The 16,579-nt window shown below is 75.7% G+C and carries 17 protein-coding genes and 1 pseudogene; 5 read left to right on the top strand and 13 right to left on the bottom strand.

The genetic code is table 11. The features are described 5' to 3' along the window. Positions 1-232: 232 nt before the first annotated feature. Positions 233-976, top strand: a complete 744-nt coding sequence (locus QMQ26_RS34295) for an SAM-dependent methyltransferase (protein ID WP_404814234.1) — start codon at positions 233-235, stop codon at positions 974-976. A gap of 73 nt (positions 977-1,049) precedes the next feature. On the opposite strand, the gene QMQ26_RS34290 is transcribed toward QMQ26_RS34295, so the two are convergent. Beyond that, positions 1,050-1,640 carry a cysteine hydrolase family protein gene (locus QMQ26_RS34290; protein ID WP_100838937.1) on the bottom strand — a complete coding sequence of 197 codons (591 nt, stop codon included), beginning with the start codon at positions 1,638-1,640 and terminating at the stop codon, positions 1,050-1,052. Positions 1,641-1,818: 178 nt separating this feature from the next. Beyond that, entirely contained in the window at positions 1,819-2,289 is a 471-nt protein-coding gene (locus QMQ26_RS34285; protein WP_282204027.1) for a MarR family winged helix-turn-helix transcriptional regulator, read from the bottom strand. Positions 2,290-2,493: 204 nt separating this feature from the next. Between QMQ26_RS34285 and QMQ26_RS34280 the strand changes: the two genes are divergently transcribed. Beyond that, positions 2,494-2,982, top strand: coding sequence for a GNAT family N-acetyltransferase (locus tag QMQ26_RS34280; protein WP_282204026.1), 489 nt, complete (start codon positions 2,494-2,496; stop codon positions 2,980-2,982). A gap of 67 nt (positions 2,983-3,049) precedes the next feature. Here the strand turns inward: QMQ26_RS34280 and QMQ26_RS34275 are convergent, their stop codons facing one another. Continuing rightward, complete coding sequence (locus QMQ26_RS34275; RefSeq protein ID WP_100838940.1) at positions 3,050-3,817, bottom strand: GntR family transcriptional regulator; 768 nt, start codon at positions 3,815-3,817, stop codon at positions 3,050-3,052. 229 nt (positions 3,818-4,046) lie between these two features. On the opposite strand from QMQ26_RS34275, the gene QMQ26_RS34270 reads away from it, so the two are divergent. Then, complete coding sequence (locus QMQ26_RS34270; RefSeq protein WP_282204025.1) at positions 4,047-5,564, top strand: alkaline phosphatase family protein; 1,518 nt, start codon at positions 4,047-4,049, stop codon at positions 5,562-5,564. A gap of 49 nt (positions 5,565-5,613) precedes the next feature. Here QMQ26_RS34270 and QMQ26_RS34265 read toward each other — a convergent pair. The 4 genes and pseudogenes from QMQ26_RS34265 to QMQ26_RS34250 form a co-directional block, all read right to left on the bottom strand. Next, positions 5,614-6,785, bottom strand: a pseudogene (locus QMQ26_RS34265) (8-amino-7-oxononanoate synthase). A 113-nt stretch (positions 6,786-6,898) separates the two neighbouring features. After that, the gene (infA, locus tag QMQ26_RS34260) at positions 6,899-7,123 is read right to left on the bottom strand and encodes a translation initiation factor IF-1 (RefSeq protein ID WP_030463886.1); all 225 of its coding nucleotides are present in this window, start codon (positions 7,121-7,123) and stop codon (positions 6,899-6,901) included. A 58-nt stretch (positions 7,124-7,181) separates the two neighbouring features. After that, complete coding sequence (locus tag QMQ26_RS34255; protein ID WP_282204024.1) at positions 7,182-7,940, bottom strand: GNAT family N-acetyltransferase; 759 nt, start codon at positions 7,938-7,940, stop codon at positions 7,182-7,184. A 219-nt stretch (positions 7,941-8,159) separates the two neighbouring features. Beyond that, entirely contained in the window at positions 8,160-8,516 is a 357-nt protein-coding gene (locus tag QMQ26_RS34250; RefSeq protein WP_282204023.1) for a DoxX family protein, read from the bottom strand. A gap of 148 nt (positions 8,517-8,664) precedes the next feature. Between QMQ26_RS34250 and QMQ26_RS34245 the strand changes: the two genes are divergently transcribed. After that, on the top strand, positions 8,665-9,516 hold the full coding sequence (locus tag QMQ26_RS34245) for a LysR family transcriptional regulator (protein WP_282204022.1): 852 nt from the start codon (positions 8,665-8,667) through the stop codon (positions 9,514-9,516). A 77-nt stretch (positions 9,517-9,593) separates the two neighbouring features. Here QMQ26_RS34245 and QMQ26_RS34240 read toward each other — a convergent pair whose 3' ends face one another. From QMQ26_RS34240 to QMQ26_RS34230, 3 genes are all read right to left on the bottom strand, one after another. Further along, positions 9,594-10,142 carry a rhodanese-like domain-containing protein gene (locus QMQ26_RS34240; protein ID WP_404814018.1) on the bottom strand — a complete coding sequence of 183 codons (549 nt, stop codon included), beginning with the start codon at positions 10,140-10,142 and terminating at the stop codon, positions 9,594-9,596. A 201-nt stretch (positions 10,143-10,343) separates the two neighbouring features. Continuing rightward, complete coding sequence (locus tag QMQ26_RS34235; RefSeq protein ID WP_282204021.1) at positions 10,344-10,937, bottom strand: TetR/AcrR family transcriptional regulator; 594 nt, start codon at positions 10,935-10,937, stop codon at positions 10,344-10,346. Between the two features lie 26 nt (positions 10,938-10,963). Beyond that, positions 10,964-11,926, bottom strand: coding sequence for a quinone oxidoreductase family protein (locus QMQ26_RS34230; RefSeq protein WP_282204020.1), 963 nt, complete (start codon positions 11,924-11,926; stop codon positions 10,964-10,966). A gap of 329 nt (positions 11,927-12,255) precedes the next feature. Between QMQ26_RS34230 and QMQ26_RS34225 the strand changes: the two genes are divergently transcribed. Continuing rightward, positions 12,256-13,227 (top strand): acyl-CoA thioester hydrolase/BAAT C-terminal domain-containing protein, encoded by a 972-nt coding sequence (locus QMQ26_RS34225; protein ID WP_282204019.1) that lies wholly within the window; start codon positions 12,256-12,258, stop codon positions 13,225-13,227. 141 nt (positions 13,228-13,368) lie between these two features. On the opposite strand, the gene QMQ26_RS34220 is transcribed toward QMQ26_RS34225, so the two are convergent. The 3 genes from QMQ26_RS34220 to QMQ26_RS34210 all read right to left on the bottom strand — a co-directional run bounded on the left by QMQ26_RS34220 (position 13,369) and on the right by QMQ26_RS34210 (position 16,483). Next, positions 13,369-14,538: an alpha/beta hydrolase family protein gene (locus tag QMQ26_RS34220; protein ID WP_282204018.1), complete on the bottom strand. Its 1,170-nt coding sequence runs from the start codon at positions 14,536-14,538 to the stop codon at positions 13,369-13,371. Between the two features lie 156 nt (positions 14,539-14,694). Then, a complete protein-coding gene (locus QMQ26_RS34215) occupies positions 14,695-15,630 on the bottom strand; it encodes a MerR family transcriptional regulator (RefSeq protein WP_282204017.1) in 936 nt (311 codons plus the stop codon). Positions 15,631-15,763: 133 nt separating this feature from the next. Beyond that, positions 15,764-16,483, bottom strand: coding sequence for a hypothetical protein (locus tag QMQ26_RS34210; RefSeq protein WP_282204016.1), 720 nt, complete (start codon positions 16,481-16,483; stop codon positions 15,764-15,766). Positions 16,484-16,579: the final 96 nt, after the last annotated feature.

Genomic DNA, 16,579 nt, shown 5'->3' with positions numbered 1-16,579 from the left:
CAGCTTATCCGGCACGCCGACCGGATCGGACCGACCGATGATCGATTCCGACCGTTTCGCCCGGCCGCGCCCCGGGTACGGCCACCCCCCTTGATTCTCCGTTCGCCCGTATGGGCATAGTGGGCGCAGCGCAGGAGTGACGGACGATCAGGGGGCGCGCGTGACGGACGTGAGCGGACGGACCGACGGCGTCGAGGTCAACCTCGACATCCACCTGGCGCACTCGGCCCGGATGTACGACTTCTACCTCGGCGGGACGACCAACTTCCCCGCGGACCGGGAGGCCGCCGGCCGCGCCCTGGCCGTCTTCCCCTACGCCCGCTCCGCCGCCCGCGCCAACCGCGCCTTCATGCGCCGCTCGACCCGCCTGCTCGCCCGCTCCGGCATCCGGCAGTTCCTCGACATCGGCACCGGCATCCCCACCTCGCCCAACCTGCACGAGGTGGCCCAGCGGATCGCGCCGGACGCCGCGGTCGTCTACGCCGACAACGACCCGATCGTGCTGCTGCACGCCCAGGCCCTGCTGCGCGGCACCGAGCAGGGCGTCACCGCCTACGTCCAGGCCGACGTCCGCGAGCCGGACGCGCTGCTGGAGGCCGCCGCCCGGACCCTCGACTTCGACCGGCCGGTCGCGCTCAGCATGAACGCGCTGCTGCACTTCGTCCCGGACGACGCGCACCGGATCACCGAGGGCCTCAAGGCCCGGCTGCCCCGCGGGTCCGCGCTGGTGATCAGCCACCTGACGCCCGACTTCGCCCCCGACGAGACCGCCCGGCTCATCCAGGTCTACACCGCCGCCGGCACACCGGTCGCGGCCTGCACCCGCGACCGGTTCGGCGAGTTCTTCACCGGCTGGGACCTCCTCGACCCGGGCCTGGTCGCCACCACCCGCTGGAACCCCTCCCCCGAGGACGACACCGAGCACATCACCGACGCCGGCGCCTCCTGCTACGGCGCGGTCGCCGTCCGCCCCTGACCGGGGCGGGCCGTGACCCGGGCGGGCCGTCGGCAGGGCGGACGGCGGCAACGGGCGGCGGCAACGGGCGGCCTCAGCCCAGCAGTTCGGCCAGCCGGGCGGTGTCGATGACGTGCGCCCGGCTCGGGAACACCTTCTCCAGCAGGACGCGGTGCACCTCCGGGTCGCGGGCGGCCACCCCGTCGGAGAGCACGTAGAGCCGGTAGTCCCGGTCGGCGGCGTCGAGCAGCGTCGACAGCACGACGCCGCTGGTGCTGATCCCGCTCAGGACCAGCGTGTCGACGCCGCGGGCCGCGAGCCGCTCGTACAGGTCCGTGGTGGACCCGGCGCCGATCCGGACCTTGCGGACCACGATGTCGCCCTCCAGCGGGGCGAGTCCGGGGTGGAACTGGGTGGCCTCGTCCAGGTGGTGCAGCGCCCTGTTGGCCGCCACCGCGCCGAAGGACCTGTTCCGCTCGGAGGCCGCCGCCCAGTCCTCCTCGGTGAAGGCCACCCGGACGTGCGCGACGGTCCCGCCCGCCGCCCGGACCCGCGCGGCGGCCTCCCGCACCCGGGCGAGCAACGCCTCGGGCTCGGGGGCGATCGGCACGATGCCGTTCTGGAAGTCCATGGCCAGCAGGGCGGTCCGGGCGGGCACCAGGGCGGGGACGTCGTGGGAGGTCATGCGGGTATCTCCTCGTGCGGTACGGGATGCGGGGCTGTCGGGTGCGGGTCGCGGCGGTTCGGCGCGAGGGTTCGGCGCAGTGGTTCGGCGCGGCGGTTCAGCGCGGTGCTTCCCGGCACGGGCTGCGCGGGCGGCGGCCCGCCCGTCCGGGGCTCCGTCGCCCGCGCGGCAGCGGCGGTCATCCCGCGCCGCCGCGCAGGTCCACGTCGGCGAGCCGTTCCAGCAGCTCGATCGCCCGGGCCAGGTCCGCCCGCTCGTGCTCGGCGACGGTCGCGTCGATCGCCCGGGCCAGGAAGGCGGCGCGCCCGGTGAGCAGCCGGTCGACCAGTTCGGCCGCCGCGGCGTGCGCGCTGATCAGCTTCTTCCGCCCGTCCGAGGGGTCGGGCTCGCTGTGGACCAGCCCGGCGGCCCTGAGCACCGCCAGGCTCTGCGCGATGGCCTGCGCGCTGACGCGCTCCGCCGCCGCGAGCCGGGCCGCCGTCGTCGGGCCCTCCCGCACCACGCCCGCCAGCACCCCGAGCTGCGTCGGACTCAGCCCGGTCGCGTGCTGCCCGGACTCCGTCCGCAGCCGGGCCCGCAGGCGTTTGACCGCGTCGTTGAGGCGTTGCGCGGACGCCGCGGAACCGGGCGGGCCGGGGTTCTCGCTCATGGGGCGAGCGTAGAACCGGACAAGCAACTTTGCCAAGTTCCTTGTCTGATTCGCCGGTCCGCCGACGCCGCCGCTCTCGGAACTCCGGACTGACCCCCCGTCACAAATCCCTTGGACGTCCCGGGGCACGGCTTGCTGCAATGGGAACGCCCACGGCCACGGCCGGAGCCGCACCGGCCCGGGCCGAACCGGAGGGACACCGCGATGACCGAGATCAGGCTGCACCTGTCGGTGCGCGACCTCGCCGAGGCCGACCTGCCGTCCTGCGGCTGGGCCGGTTCGCCCAAGCACGTGCGCGAGCTGGTCCGGCAGCTCCGCCGAGCCGGGGCGGGCGAGGTCGACTACCTGGCGGTGTGCACGCCGGCGGGGCTGCCGGTGGCGGTCGGCGGCGTCGACTACACGGTCGCGCCCGGGGCGGGCACGCTCTGGCAGTTGGGCGTCCACCCGGCCCTGCAGTCCTGCGGGATCGGCACGCTGCTGATCCGCTCCGCCGAGCAGCGGATCGCCGCGCGCGGCCTGCCCCGGGCCGAGCTCGCCGTCGAGGAGTCCAACCCGCGCGCCCGCGCCCTGTACGAGCGCCTCGGCTACCGCGCCTTCGGCCGCGCCCCCGACTCCTGGGAGGTGGAGGACGCGGACGGCACCCTGCGCCGCCACGAGACGGTCTGCACCCTGATGCGCAAGTCCCTCGCCTGACGCCGCGCTCCGCGGCGTTCACCACCGGCGCGAGCCGTCCGGCGGCCCGCCGGCGGCCCGCCGGTGGTCAGTCGGTGGTGGGGGCGGTCAGGTCGAGGGTGAAGCTGAAGCGGTCGCCGCGGTAGAGGGTGCGGACGAGTTCCAGCGGGCGGTCGGCGGCGTCGCGGCTGCGGCGGTTCAGCAGGAGCATCGGGAGGGCGGGCGGGGTGCCGATCAGGAGGGCTTCGCGCGGGGTGGCGAGGACGGTCTCGATGCGTTCCTCGGCTCCGGCGAGGTGGACGCCGCGTTCGCGCAGGTAGCCGTAGAGCGAGCCCGCGGGGTCGAACTCGGCGGCCAGCCGCGGGACGCGGGCCACCGGCAGGTAGGTGGACTCCAGGCCGACGCGCTCCTCGTCGGCGCGCAGCACGCGTTCGAGGTGCCAGAGCGGCTCGCCCGCGGGGACGGCGAGGCGGTCGGCCGTCGCGGGGTCGGCGGGCTGGCGGTCCAGGGCGATCAGGGTGCGGCCGGGGCGCAGGCCCTGGCGGGTGACGCCCTCGGTGTAGCTGGCCAGCGACAGCGGCTGTTCGATCTTGGCGCCGGCCACCACGGTGCCGCGGCCCTGGCGGCGCAGGCGGCCCTCGATCAGCAGGTCGCGCAGGGCCTGGCGGACGGTGGCCCGGGCGACGCCGTACCGCTCGGCCAGCCCGGCTTCGGTGGGGAGCCGTCCGCCGGGGCCCAACTCCTCGATCAGCTCTTCGAGTTCGGCCTTGACCAGGTAGTACTTGGGCACCCGGCCGTGCTCGGGGACGCCGGACCGGGCGGGGGCGAGGGGGGCGCGGGAGGGGCCGTGGTTCACCGGCCCAGGGTAGCGAGCACCCCTCCCCCGCTCCCGGCCCGCCCCGGCCCGCCCCGATCCACCCTCGGTCCGGACGTCCACGGAACATCACGAACGGATAACCGGTCTGGACTGAATTTTGGCGCTTGTTCATACAACCGTGGATTCGGCGCGGGCTCGCGCTCGCCCGCCCGGCCCATCCTCGGTGCCGGTGCAACCGCACCGTGACGCTTTCCCGTTGGGAGCCCCCGTGCGCAACTCCCGTTCCACCATGGCCCTCTCCCTCTCCGCGGCGGCCGTCGTCGCGGCCGCGCTGGTCCCGCTGGGCGGCTCGTCCGCCGTGGCCGCCACCGGCGCTTACAACGGTCTGCCGAACGGCAGCAAGCAGGCCAAGACGCTGGTCATCGGCATCGACGGCACCCGGTACGACAAGCTGCTCACGGCAGACGCGCCGAACCTGAAGGCGCTGATCGCCTCCGGCACCACGGCGACGTCCAACCTGTACGCGAACCCGCTGGCGCCGACCCTCTCCGGCCCGGGCTGGTCGACCATCGCGACCGGCGTGTGGCCGGACAAGCACAAGGTGATGGACAACAACTTCACCGGTTCGCGCTTCGACCTGTACCCGGACTACACGAGCCGGCTGGAGAGCGCCGCCCCGGCCGCCTCGACGCTGGTGGTCGGCTCCTGGAACCCGATCGCGACCACCGTCTTCAGCAGCAGGGCCGACCTGCGGGTCTCGGAGAGCGAGAACGACGCGAAGGCCGCCGCGGACACCGCCGACTACCTGGCGCACGGCAACCCGGACTCGGTGTTCCTGCACCTGGACGAGGTGGACGAGGCCGGGCACTCGTACGGCGGCGCGTCCGGCCAGTACCTGGCGGCGATCCACGACGCGGACACCCGGGTCGGGCAGGTGCTGGCGGGCCTCCGGTCCCGTGCCACGTACGCCGCGGAGGACTGGCTGGTGGTGGTCACCACCGACCACGGCCACACCGACGCGGGCGGCCACGGCGGCAACTCGGCGAACGAGCGGCAGACCTGGATGGTCCTCAACGGCCGGGGCTACGCGGCCGGCGCGCACCGCTACGACGTCAAGCCGGTGGACATCGCGCCGACCGTCCTCAAGCACGAGGGCGCGCCGATCGACCCGGCCTGGGGCCTGGACGGCAAGCCGGTGGACGAGATCGTGCCGGACGAGTTCGACGCGCTGCGGCCGAGCCTGCAGACCCGGGTCGACGAGAGCGGCATCGGCGCGACGGTCAAGGGCTTCACCCACACCCCGCCGGCCGGCTGGTCGATCGACAACACGCGGATGCCGTCCGGCGGCGTCACCGAGTGGCGCGGCTGGGCGTTCGCCACGGACGAGTTCTGGACGGCGGCGCAGCTCGGCCAGAGCCGGGAGACCAACGTCCGGGCCCGCAACGTGTTCGCGGTCGCGGACTCCGACGAGTGGGACGACAAGTCGCACGGCACCGGCCAGTTCGACTCGACGCTGGTCAGCCCGGCGTACTCGGTGGCCGGCCGCACGCACGGCACGCTGTCCTTCGCCACCGACTACAAGGTCGACGGCCCGCAGACCGGCGACGTGTACGTCTCGTTCGACGGCGGCGCCGCGCAGCTGGTGAAGTCCTACCGCGCGGACCTGAACACCGTCGAGCACCTGGACGTCGCCGTCCCGGCGGGCGCGTCGACGGCCCGGTTCCAGTTCCGCTACACGGGCACCAACTCGGCGTTCTGGACGGTCGACCAGGTCGTCTTCGGCTGATGCCGCGCCCGGTCCGGGGCGAGCCGCGCCCGGCGCGCCCCGGACCGGTTCAGCGGGTCTTGAGCACCACGCCGACGGCGAAGGCGACCTGCTCGTCCGTCAGGTCGGCGCGGGCGGTCAGGCGCAGCCGCGGGACGCCGTCGGGGACGGACGGCGGGCGGAAGCAGCCGACGGCCAGGCCCTCCTCGCGGCAGGCGGCGGCCCAGCGCACGGCGTGCTCGGGTCCTCGGCGCGGACGGAGACCACGGCGCCGTCGGGGGCGGAGGCGTGCAGGCCGGACTCGGTGAGCCGGTCGGCGAGTTCGCGGGCCACCCGGAGGGCGTCGGCGGCCCGGCCGGGTTCGGCGCGCAGCAGGCGCAGGGCGCCGAGGGCGGCGCCGACGGCGGCGGGGGCCAGGCCGGTGTCGAAGATGAAGGTGCGGGCGGCGGAGACCAGGTGGCGGACGACCCGTTCGGGGCCGAGGACGACGCCGCCCTGGGCGCCGAGGGACTTGGAGAGCGTCGCGGTGGCGACCACGTCGGGCTGTCCGGCGATGCCGGCGGCGGCTCCGGCGCCCGCGCCGCCGGGGCCCAGCACGCCCAGGCCGTGCGCGTCGTCGACGACCAGGGCGGCGCCGGACTCCCGGGCCGCGGCGAGGTGTCCGGCGAGCGGGGCGGCGTTGCCGTCGACCGAGAACACCGAGTCGGTGACCACCAGGGCGCGGGGTTCGGCCCGCCCGGCGAGGGCGGCCCGGACCGCGCCGGGGTCGCAGTGCGCGGCGCGGACGGTGCGGCCCCTGGCGAGGCGGCAGCCGTCGATCAGCGAGGCGTGGTTGTGGGCGTCGGAGACGATCAGGGTGTCCGGACCGGCGAGCGCGGTGAGCACGGCGAGGTTGGCGGTGTAGCCGGAGGAGAACACCAGCGCGGCCTCGTACCCGCAGAACTCGGCGAGTTCGCGCTCCAGCTCGGTGTGCGCCTCGGTGGTCCCGGTGACCAGCCGGGAGCCGGTCGCCCCACCGCCCCAGCGCACGGCGGCCTCGGCGGCGGCCGCGGTGACGGCCGGGTGCCTGGTCAGCCCGAGGTAGTCGTTGGACGCCAGGTCGAGCACCGGGTCCTCGGCCGGCCGACTGCGCAGCCGCCTCGTCAGCCCGGCCTCCGCGCGGACGGCCGCGGCCTCGTCCAGCCAGTCGAACACCCGCTCCGGCGCCGCACCCACGTCCCCGACCTGCCCGTCTCCCGCCATGCCCGGCACTCTGTCACCCGGCAGCGGGCCGGAGCAACGCGCACCGCCCCGATGTGCGGTGTCCCACACTCCGGGGCGGCGGACCTGACGGATCTGGCAGGTCTGGCGGGGGGTCAGTTGCGGTAGCGGAACAGGATGCGGCCCCTGGTCAGGTCGTACGGGCTGAGTTCGACCAGGACGCGGTCGAACGGGAGGATCTTGATGTAGTTCTTGCGGATCTTTCCGCTGATGTGGGCGAGTACGTGGTGGCCGTTCTGCAGTTCCACCTTGAAGGTGGCGTTGCGCAGACACTCGAGGACGGTGCCTTCGAGCTCCAGGCCCTTGGCGACGCGTGGCAAGGGATCTCGATTCTCTGGTGGGGTTCCGGCGGGGTGGTGCGGGTCGATCAGGAGTGGATCAGGGGTGGATCAGGTGCAGGACCTGGCCGGTCCGTTCGGCGCCGAAGCTCTCGACGAGGGTGGTGGCGGCGGCGCGCGACTGGTCGACCTCGGCCCAGGCGGTGGGGATTCCCGCCCGGTGCAGGGTGTGCAGGGCGTGGGCGAGCAGGGAGCGGCCGAGGCCGTGCCGCTGGTCGGCGGCGCGGACCGCGAGCAGGCCGATCCGGGCGGGGCCGCGACCGCGGACCACCCGCACCAGCCCGGCGTACCGGCCCCGGTGGACGGCGACGGCGTACAGGGAGGGGTCGATGAGAGTGTCCCCCGGAGGGCCGGGTCGAACCTCGGCGGGCATGGTGTGCCAGCCGGGCCCGGCCTCGACCTCGGCCCGGATCTCCCGGTCCAGCGCCCGCAGCGCGGCCTCGTCGGCCGCCCCGGCGGGCAGGATCGTGACGCCCGGGGCGGGGCGGGGGGCCTCGGCGGCGACGGCGGTGGACAGCAGGTACTCCCACTCCCGTCGTTCGGGGACGAAGCCGGCCCGCTCCCAGCGGGCGGCCAGGCCGGTGTCGTCGTCCCCCGGCACCAGGGTGCGGAGCGGGGCGGGCAGGGCGGTGAGCATCGCCCCGGCGAGCGGCTGGAAGGCCGCGTCGTCCCAGACGTCGATGCTGACGTAGCGGAGGTCGTGGCGGCGCGAGGAGACGTCGCCGTGGCCGACGACCACGTCGTCGGCCAGGGCCTGCCACTGGGTCTCGTCGACCCGGGTGATCTGCACGGTGTTCATGGCTTTCGCCTTTCGGGAGTGCCTGCGTTGTCACGCGAGCGCTCCCGACGACACCTGTGTCAGTCGTTGCACCGTGGGGAAAGGGGGAGCACCCGCCTCGATCCAGCTCTCATCGGGAACTCACCTCCTCGCTTCCGGTCACGGTGATCCGAACAGTAGCAACCTCCCGCCGTCCGTCCAACCCATTTGTTCTCCAGCCCGCTCGGCCCCGGGCCCGGGCTACCCGACGGACAGCACGAGGGCCGCGGCCGCGGCGGCCAGCAGCACGAGGTTGAGTCCGATCCGGCGGTCGCCGCCGGTGAGGTGGACCGGGATCGCGCCGGCCTGGAGCAGCAGCAGACCGGCCGCCGCGGTCGGGGCGAGCCAGGTGGCGGTGCCGGTCAGCGGCGGGAGCAGCAGGCCCGCGGCGCCGAGGAGTTCGAGCCCGCCGAGGGTGCGCAGGACGGGGAGCGGGACGCGGTCGACCCAGGCCATCATCGGGCGGAGCCGGTCGGGGCTGCGGACCGCTTTCAGCGCGCCCCCGTAGAGGTAGAGGAGGGCGAGCGGGCCCGCGACGATCCAGTAGGCGAGTTCCATGGTTCCCGTTCGGACGTGGCCGCCGCTGGGCGGGGCCGGGCGGTGGCGGCGGCCGGGTCGGCCGCGTCCCCGTCCACCCCACCGCCGGGGCCGGGCGCTGTCCAAGACCCGTTCCGGACCGCCGATACCGGCTGGGTATCGTCGCAGCGTGGAGCTACGCACCCTGCGGTACTTCGTCGCGGTCGCCGAGGAACTGCACTTCGGCCGGGCCGCCCGCCGCCTGCACCTCAGCCAGCCGCCGCTGAGCCGGGCCGTCAAGCAGTTGGAGGCCGACCTCGGCGCGCTGCTGTTCGTCCGCTCGCCGGCCGGGGTCGCGCTCACCCCGGCGGGCGCGGTGCTGCTGGCGGAGGCCCGGACGCTGCTCGCCCACGCGGACCGGGTGCGGGTGCGGGTGGGCGCGGCGGCCGGGAGCGCGGGCATCACCGTCGGCATCCTGGGCGACGGCACCGACCCCGGCGTGTTCCGGTCGGCGGCGGCCTACCGCCGCCGCCACCCCGGCGTGGACGTCCGGGTCCGGGAGACCGACCTGACCGACCCGACCTGCGGGCTGCGCGCCGGGCTGGTCGACGTCGCGCTCACCCGGGCACCGTTCGACGGGACCGGCCTGGCGGTGCGCACGCTGCGGTCCGACCCGGTCGGCGCGGTGCTGCGGGCGGACGACCCGCTGGCCCGCCGCGAGCGGCTGCGGCTGGCCGAGTTGGCCGACCGCCGCTGGTTCCGCTTCCCGCCGGGCACCGATCCGCACTGGCAGGCGTACTGGCACGGCGGCGTCCCGCGCGAGGGGCCGGTGGTGCGCGGCGTCCAGGAGTGCCTCCAGGCGGTGCTCTGGAACGGCACGGTCGGGCTGGCGCCGCTCGGGCACGAACTGCCCGCCGAGCTGGCGGTGGTGCCGGTGGTGGACCTGGCGCCGAGCCGGGTGGTGGTGGCGTGGAACGAGCACGGGGCCGACCCGCTGGTCCGCTCCTTCGTCGAGACGGCGACGGCCGCCTACCGCGACTGACGCCGACCGCCCGCCGGACCGGCGGAGGGCGGGAGGTAGCAGGTGGCAGGTGGGGGTTCGTGGGCGCGGCGCGGGGCTCAGCAGGCGCAGGAGAGGCCGGAGCGCGGGGCGGTCAGGTCGTCGACGGGGCGCTGCTCGGTGCCGGCGGCGGTGTCGTACGCGAAGCCCTCGCGGACCCAGTACTCGAAGCCGCCGAGCATCTCCTTGACCGGGTGGCCGAGCCGGGCGAAGGCCAGCGCCGCGCGGGTGGCGCCGTTGCAGCCGGGGCCCCAGCAGTAGGTGACCACGGTCAGCGACGGGTCGATCGTCCCCGGCGCCAGGTCGGCGATCCGCGCGGTGGGCAGGTGCACGGCACCGGGGAGGTGCCCCTGGTCCCAGGCGGCCTCGCTGCGGGTGTCGACCACTACGATGCCGGGCACCCCGGCGGCGAGGTCGGCGTGCACGTCGGAGACGTCCGCCTCGAAGGCGAGCCGGGCGGCGTAGTGGGCGGCGGCCTCGGCCGGGGCGGCGGCGGGGACGCTCAGGACGGCGCTGCCCGGAGCTGCGCTGCTCGGAGCTGCACTGCTCGGACCGGCGTTGCTCGGGACGGCGCTGGTGCTCTCACGGGTGCTCTCGGCGACGGACACGGGGGCCTCTTCCTGGCGGGACGCGACGGTGGGACGGGGCCGTACCGGGTGCGGGTGGCCCCGGTCGGCGACGGCTCCATCTTCGGGTCGGGCGCGATCGCTCCACGAGTGGCGTGAGCGCCTGCGACCGTCAAGATCCCGCCAGCGCCCGCACTCCTCGCTCCCTCAGGCCCCGCACCCCTCGTGCCCCGCCCCGCCCCCTCAGGCCCCGTCCGCGCGCAGGCGGGCGAGGCCGGTGTCCAGGGCGGCCTCCAGGTGGGTGGCGGAGCCGGTGGTCATCAGGATCAGCACGCCGCCCTGGATGCCGGCCAGCAGCGCGGCGGCCTCCCGGTCGGCGTCCAGCTCCGGGGAGATCGCGCCGTCGGCCTGGAGGTGGCGGATGCCCGCGACGAGGTGGCGCTGCCACTGGGCGAGCAGTTCGCAGGCCACCGCCCGGGTGGCGTCGGTGGCGCCGCCGAGTTGGGCGAGGGCCGTGTGCAGGGGGCAGTTGCCGCCCTGGGCGCGGTAGCGGGCGAGGACCTTGTCGCGCCACTGCCGCCAGGCGTCCAAGGAGGTGAGTGCGCCGAGTTCCGGCTGCTGGTCCGCCAGCACCCGGTCGGCCTCGTGCCGGGCGACGGCGAGCAGCAGGTCGTCCTTCCCGCCGGGGAAGTAGTGGAAGAGCTGGCTCTTGCTGGTCGCGGTGCGGGCCATCACGTCCTCCAGCCGGACCGCGAACACGCCGTCCTCCCGGATCTGTTCGGCGGTTCCCTCGACGATGCGCTGCCGGGTGGCGGCGCCCTTGCGGGTCAGCGGCACGGTTCTCCTCCCGGGACGGTCGGCGGTCAGGGCAGCAGGATCAGTTTGCCGGTGGTGCGGCGCGATTCGAGGTCGGCGTGCGCCCGGGCGGCGTCGGCGAGGGGGTAGCGGCCGGTGATCCGCTGGGTGAGCCGCCCGTCCAGGACCAGGTCGAACAGTTCGCCGGTGCGCCGCACCAGGTCGGCGCGGGTGGCGACGTGGTGGTGCACGACCGGGTAGCTGAGCAGGATGCTGTTGGGCAGGTCGGTGGGCCGCATGGTCGGGACGCCCATGAAGGGGCCGTAGTAGGCGTGCACGCCGTGCGGGCGCAGGGCCAGTTGGGAGGAGCGGAAGGTGTCGGCGCCGCCGCCGTCGTAGACCACGTCGGCCCCGCGTCCGCCGGTGAGTTCGCGGACGCGCTCCTCGAACCCGCCGCCGGAGTGGACCAGGACGTGGTCGGCCCCGGCCTCCTTCGCCACCGCGGTCTTCTCCTCCCGGGAGACCAGGCCGATCACGCTGCCGCCGCGGGCCTTGACCAGCTGGGTGAGCAGCTGCCCGACCCCGCCGGCCGCGGCGTGCACCACGGCGGTGCTGCCCGGGGTGACGGAGAACGTCTCGGTGGTCAGGTGGTTGACGGTCAGTCCCTGCATCAGCAGGCCGCCCGCGATCTCGTCCGGCACCCCGTCCGGGACCTTGACCAGCGCGGCGGCCGGGACGGCCAGCAGTTCGGCGTAGCTGCCGGGGTGGTAGAACCAGGCCACCCGGTCGCCGACGGCCAGGTCCTCGACGCCCGCGCCGAGCGCGGTGACGTACCCCATGCCCTCGGCGCCCAGCACCGTCGGCGCCGCCCAGCCCGGGCCGCCCTGGGAACGCGCCCCGGTGTCCATGTAGTTGACCCCGGCCGCGCCCAGCCGCACCAGCGCCTCCCCGGGGCCGGGCACGGGGTCGGGCAGCTCGGTCCAGCGCATCACCTCGGGGCCGCCGTGCTCCTCGATCCGGATCGCGTGCATGGCACACCGCCTTCCTGCTCGGGCCCGTCCGCCGTCGTCCGGGCACGTCCTGCACGTTAGGCGGGCAAAAATGGACCAGCAAGTCCAGAAATGCCGGCGCCCCGTGCACCGCGTACGGAGGCTCCAACGCCGGGGCTCCAACCGCAGGGGGCTCCAACGGCCGGGAACGCGGCACCGCTTCGCCCTGACACCGGCAGCCCGGCACCGGCACCCCGGGCCTGCGGGCCGCGTGCGCCGCGGCTCGACGGCATCCGGTACGCCCTTGCGTGGCGGGGGCGGGCCCGACCAGGGTGGGGGTGCCGGTGGCAGGACGGAGGAAGGGGAGGCGGATGGAGATCGTCGAGCGGGCCTGGGCGGAGCCCTGGGAGGGGCTGCGGTGCACGCCGGCCGGGGGCAGTCCGGTCGGGGTGGTGGTGCTGTCGGGGTCGAGCGGGCGGGTGGAGGCGGCGCGGGCGCGGGTGCTGGCCCGGGCGGGGTTCGACGCGCTGGCGATCCGCTGGTTCGGCGGGCCGGGGCAGCCGCCGGGGGTGTGCGAGGTCCCGTTGGAGACCTTCACGGCGGCGGTGGACCTGCTGCGGGCGGACGGGGCGCGCCGGGTCGGCCTGCTCGGGACGTCGAAGGGCGCGGAGGCGGCGCTGCTGACGGCTGTGCGCGATCCCCGGGTGGACGCGGTCGTCGCGCTGGCGCCCACCTCCCTGGTGTGGTGCAACGTCGGCCCGGGCCCGGACGGCGCGGACCGCCCGTTCCGCTCCTGCTGGACCTGGCGGGGGCGTCCGCTGCCGTTCGTCCCGATGGACGAGGGCTGGACGCCCGCGGAGCCGGAGGGCGCCCCGGTGGCCATCCGCGGCTGGTACGAGCAGAGCGCGCGGACGTTCGCCCCGGTCCTGCCCGCGGCCCGCATCCCGGTCGAGCGGGCCCGGGCCGACCTGCTGCTGGTCGCGGGCGGCGCCGACGCGATGTGGCCGTCCCTCCCGTTCGCCGAGCGGCTCCGCGAGCGCCGCCCCGCGTCCGGCGGCCCCCGCACCCTGCTGGTCGGCGACCCGGACGCGGGCCACCGCGTGGTGCTCCCCGGCGAAGTCCCGCTGCCCCCGTCCCCGGTCCACGCCCACGGCGGCACCCCGGCCGCCGACAGCCGGCTGGGCGCCCTGGCCTGGCCCCACCTCCTCGACCTGCTCGGCGGCGGCCTGCCCCTGCCGGACGGGAGCCGAGCGCCCCGGACGGCCCGTCAGCCTGCCGCCCCCAGGTGGCGCAGCACCGCTCCGGTGTCCTCCGGTACCCCGTCGTGCCCGGACGGCAGGTGAATCCGTTCGCCGGTCTCCTCCCGGTGGACCCGGTCGCCGCGACGACGGTCAGCGGCGCTGTCGCGCCGGTCCGCCGGGCCGAGCCGGTTCGCTGCGGGGTTCCGGGCGTCCGGCGGCTTCGGCGGGGACGAGGGCGGGCGGCTACGGGTGGAAGCCGACCTCGGGGTTCTGTGGGATCGGCCCGTCGAGGAGCGGCTGGGCGACGCCCTTCAGGTGCAGGTCGAAGAAGGCCGTGACGTACGCGCGGGTGAGCTGGAGCGCGCGCCCGGACGCGAGGATCCGGCCGTCGTCGGGCAGGCCGAGCGCGTCGAGCAGCACCGGGAAGTCGGTGAACGAGGCGTGGTTGGTGCCGGCGACGGTCAGCCAGCGTTTCCAGCCGTCGAGGCGGGGCCAGCTCTCGTTCCAGCTGGGGTCCTCGGCGCCGTCCGGCAGCGGGTGCCCGATCATCAGGAACGGCCTGCCGCCGAGGCCGGTGGCGGGCACCGGGACGTCCATGGTGCCGTCCAGGTCCGCGCCGGCCCGGATCCGGCCGTCGGCGAGCAGGGCGGGGACGGCCGCCGCGCCGCCCGCGGAGTGGCCGGCCGTGCCGATCCGGGCGGGGTCGATCATGCGGGAGTGGCGCCAGGCGGGGTGGGGACGGGCGGTGAGCCGGTCGATGACGAAGGAGACGTCGCGGGCGCGGCTGCGGTCCAGGCCCGCCCAGTCCTCCGGGGAGCGCAACCGGCCGCACATCACGCAGGGCAGCGTGGTTCCGTCGGGGAAGGTCGTCCCGGTGTTCTCGTAGGTGTGGTCGATCAGCGCGACCACGTAGCCGTGGCTGGAAAGGTCCTCGGCCAGGCCGGTCAGCGAGGTGCGGGGCAGGGTGAAGCCCGGCGAGAGGAGGACCAGCGGGTAGCGGCCGGGCGCGGGGCGGGCGCCGGAGGCGGCCCAGGTCCGGGTTGCGGTGAGCGCGTCGGCGGGGATGGTGGTGCCCGGCAGCTTGGCGTCCAGCAGCATCCGTGCCGCGCCGGGGGTCATGTACGCAGCCGGGCTGCCGGTGCCCGTCTCGGCCGGGTAGTACACCGACACCATCAGCCGGCGCGGGCCCGACGCCGGCACCCACGGGTCGGGCCGGTTCCGGTCGACGAGTTCCAGGACGTCCTGACCGACGGCGTAGGGCCCGGTGGGGCGCGGGAGTTCGGCCCGGACCGCGGCCGGGGCGGCGGCGGACGCGCCGGCCGGGGCGGCCCCCGCGGGCGGGGCGGCGGCGACGGACAGCGGCAGGGCGAGCAGCAGGGCCGCCAGGGCGGCGGCGGGACGGATTGTGGCCATGGGCGTGACCGTATGTTCCTTCCAGGGGAGTTGACGTCGGCTCAGCGGTGTAGGGGTTGCGCCGGAGGGCGAACCGGTCGTCGGCGTACGGCCCCTACGGGGAACCCGCAGAGCGCACGGACGCGGCCGGGGCAGGGTCCTGCCGGCGGCGGGCTGTCAACGGAGCCGTGCGCGCACGGCCGCGACGGACCAGTCGAGCACGGGCGACAGGGACTGCGGGACGGACCAGCGGTTGATCACCGCGAGCAGCCGGGCGTGCCGCTCCCGGCGCGGGTCGTGCACGTTCTCCAGCCGCCGCAGCAGCCGGCGGCGCAGCGCGTCGTCGTCGGGGCGGCCGCAGAAGTACGCGTAGCGGGAGGCGAGTTGCTCGACGACGGGGTCGGCCTCGGGCGAGGCCGGGTCGATCCCCGCCGCCACGGCCGGGGCGGCCAGGTCGTGGACGGTGGCGGTGAAGTCGCGGCGCGGGCCGGTGGTGCCGTCCTGCGCCCGGTCGGCCGCCAGATCCTGTGCCATGCGGCGCACCCCGGCCCGGAAATCGGGGTCCAGGGCCAGCTCGGCCCACTCCACCCAGGCCCGGGCCTGGTCCGCCCCGGGGTCCTCGGGCGGTTCGGGGGTCATCGAGCGCCGCACCCCCACGAACGCGGGATCGCCGTCCAGGCCGTCGAAGACGGCCTGGAGGAAGTCCTCGACGAGGTCGCGGCGTTCGTCCTCGGTCAAGCGGGCGAGCTGGTGCATGACATCGGCCTCCTCGGGAGTCAGCCCGCGTTGGGCCACCACCGTGAGCACGGCGTGCCGCAGGCGCAGGACGCGGATCTGCGCCGCCAGCGCCTCGGCGTGCGCCGCGGCCACCTCAGGCAGCGGCAGGTCCAGTTCGGCGACCTTGCGGACCGTGGCGAGGCCCAGTCCCAGTTCCCGCAGGGTCCGCACGAGGTCCAGGCGCGCGGCGGCAGCGCGGTCGTAGCGGCGGTGGCCGGCCGGGCTCCGTTCCGTCGGCGCCACGATCCCGCGGTCGGAGTAGAACCGGACGGTCTTGACCGTCAGGCCGGTCCGCCGGGCCAGTTCACCGATCGAGTAGAGCGCGTCGCCTTCCATGGCCCCACCCTCGCGTCTCCCCCCGGGGGAGACGCAAGCCCTCCCGGAAACGCGTACCGCCGGGCCTGCGGCACCCCGCCGTCGGAGGCCCGCCGTCGGAGGCCCACACACCGGGGGCTCCTCCGGCGGAGGTTCATCCGGCGGCGGCTCCCCCGCCGGGGACGCACCCGCCGGTCGGGTAGCCGATCTCCGCGATGTCGTCGGCGAGGTCGGCGAGGTCAAGCTCCGGGTTCAGTGCGCGCACCAGCGCGGCGGTGAGCGGGCGCAGGGCGTGGACGTGGCGGACGGCGTCGAGGTCGACGTCCACCTCGTAGTACTCCTCGGCAAAATCGCGGTACGCCTCGGGGCTGCCGTCCAGCAGCAGGTCGAACAGCCGGGCGGCGCCGCCGTCCTGGTCACCGCCGTCCCGGTCGCCGCCGTCCGGCGCGGGGGCGAGGTCGCCGGTGCGCCAGGCGGTGTCGGCCCGCTCGCGCCAGAAGCACACCGTGGCCTCCAGCACCCCGTCCTCGTCGCGGAAAGCGGGCTCCTCCAGCTGCGCGCGGAACGCCTCCGGCACCTCGTCGAGCAGCCCGGGCCACGGCTCCCGCGCGTCGCACCGGTACGGGCTCAGCGCGGATTCGTGGTCGAAGCCCAGGGCGAAGGCGCCCTGTTCGGTGAAGACGATCGAGTAGGAGTCGCCACTGCCGTTCCGCATCGAGGCCATCACCTCGCCGGGCGCCCAGCCGGAGTCGCACGAGTAGTACCTGTCCGCCCAGTCCGGGCTGAGGACGGCGTCCAGCATCGCCAGGGCGCGGCAACGCGCCAGGACGGCGGGGGTGTCGGGGAGGCGGCGGATCAGTTCGGCGACGAGCATCCGCGCATTCAAGCAGGCCCCGCCCACAGCGCCGCTCCGCCCCCGCCGGGGAGGCCGCTGCCCGTTCCCGCGCGGGCGGCCCCGGGCCGCGGCGGG

The sequence above is a fragment of the Kitasatospora fiedleri genome, from assembly GCF_948472415.1.
In the GTDB taxonomy this organism is placed as follows: domain Bacteria; phylum Actinomycetota; class Actinomycetes; order Streptomycetales; family Streptomycetaceae; genus Kitasatospora; species Kitasatospora fiedleri.
The sequence above is the reverse complement of the archived record's forward strand: the minus strand, read 5'-3'. Positions and strand labels throughout refer to the sequence as shown.

Excerpts from the sequence above, each read along its gene's own strand:
- QMQ26_RS34280 (WP_282204026.1), top strand. The coding sequence starts at position 2,494 with ATGACCGAGATCAGGCTGCACCTGTCGGTGCGCGACCTCGCCGAGGCC.
- QMQ26_RS34210 (WP_282204016.1), bottom strand. The coding sequence starts at position 16,483 with ATGCTCGTCGCCGAACTGATCCGCCGCCTCCCCGACACCCCCGCCGTC.
- QMQ26_RS34225 (WP_282204019.1), top strand. The coding sequence starts at position 12,256 with ATGGAGATCGTCGAGCGGGCCTGGGCGGAGCCCTGGGAGGGGCTGCGG.
- QMQ26_RS34250 (WP_282204023.1), bottom strand. The coding sequence starts at position 8,516 with ATGGAACTCGCCTACTGGATCGTCGCGGGCCCGCTCGCCCTCCTCTAC.
- QMQ26_RS34255 (WP_282204024.1), bottom strand. The coding sequence starts at position 7,940 with ATGAACACCGTGCAGATCACCCGGGTCGACGAGACCCAGTGGCAGGCC.
- QMQ26_RS34220 (WP_282204018.1), bottom strand. The coding sequence starts at position 14,538 with ATGGCCACAATCCGTCCCGCCGCCGCCCTGGCGGCCCTGCTGCTCGCC.
- QMQ26_RS34290 (WP_100838937.1), bottom strand. The coding sequence starts at position 1,640 with ATGACCTCCCACGACGTCCCCGCCCTGGTGCCCGCCCGGACCGCCCTG.
- QMQ26_RS34295 (WP_404814234.1), top strand. The coding sequence starts at position 233 with ATGTACGACTTCTACCTCGGCGGGACGACCAACTTCCCCGCGGACCGG.
- QMQ26_RS34215 (WP_282204017.1), bottom strand. The coding sequence starts at position 15,630 with ATGGAAGGCGACGCGCTCTACTCGATCGGTGAACTGGCCCGGCGGACC.
- QMQ26_RS34285 (WP_282204027.1), bottom strand. The coding sequence starts at position 2,289 with ATGAGCGAGAACCCCGGCCCGCCCGGTTCCGCGGCGTCCGCGCAACGC.
- QMQ26_RS34230 (WP_282204020.1), bottom strand. The coding sequence starts at position 11,926 with ATGCACGCGATCCGGATCGAGGAGCACGGCGGCCCCGAGGTGATGCGC.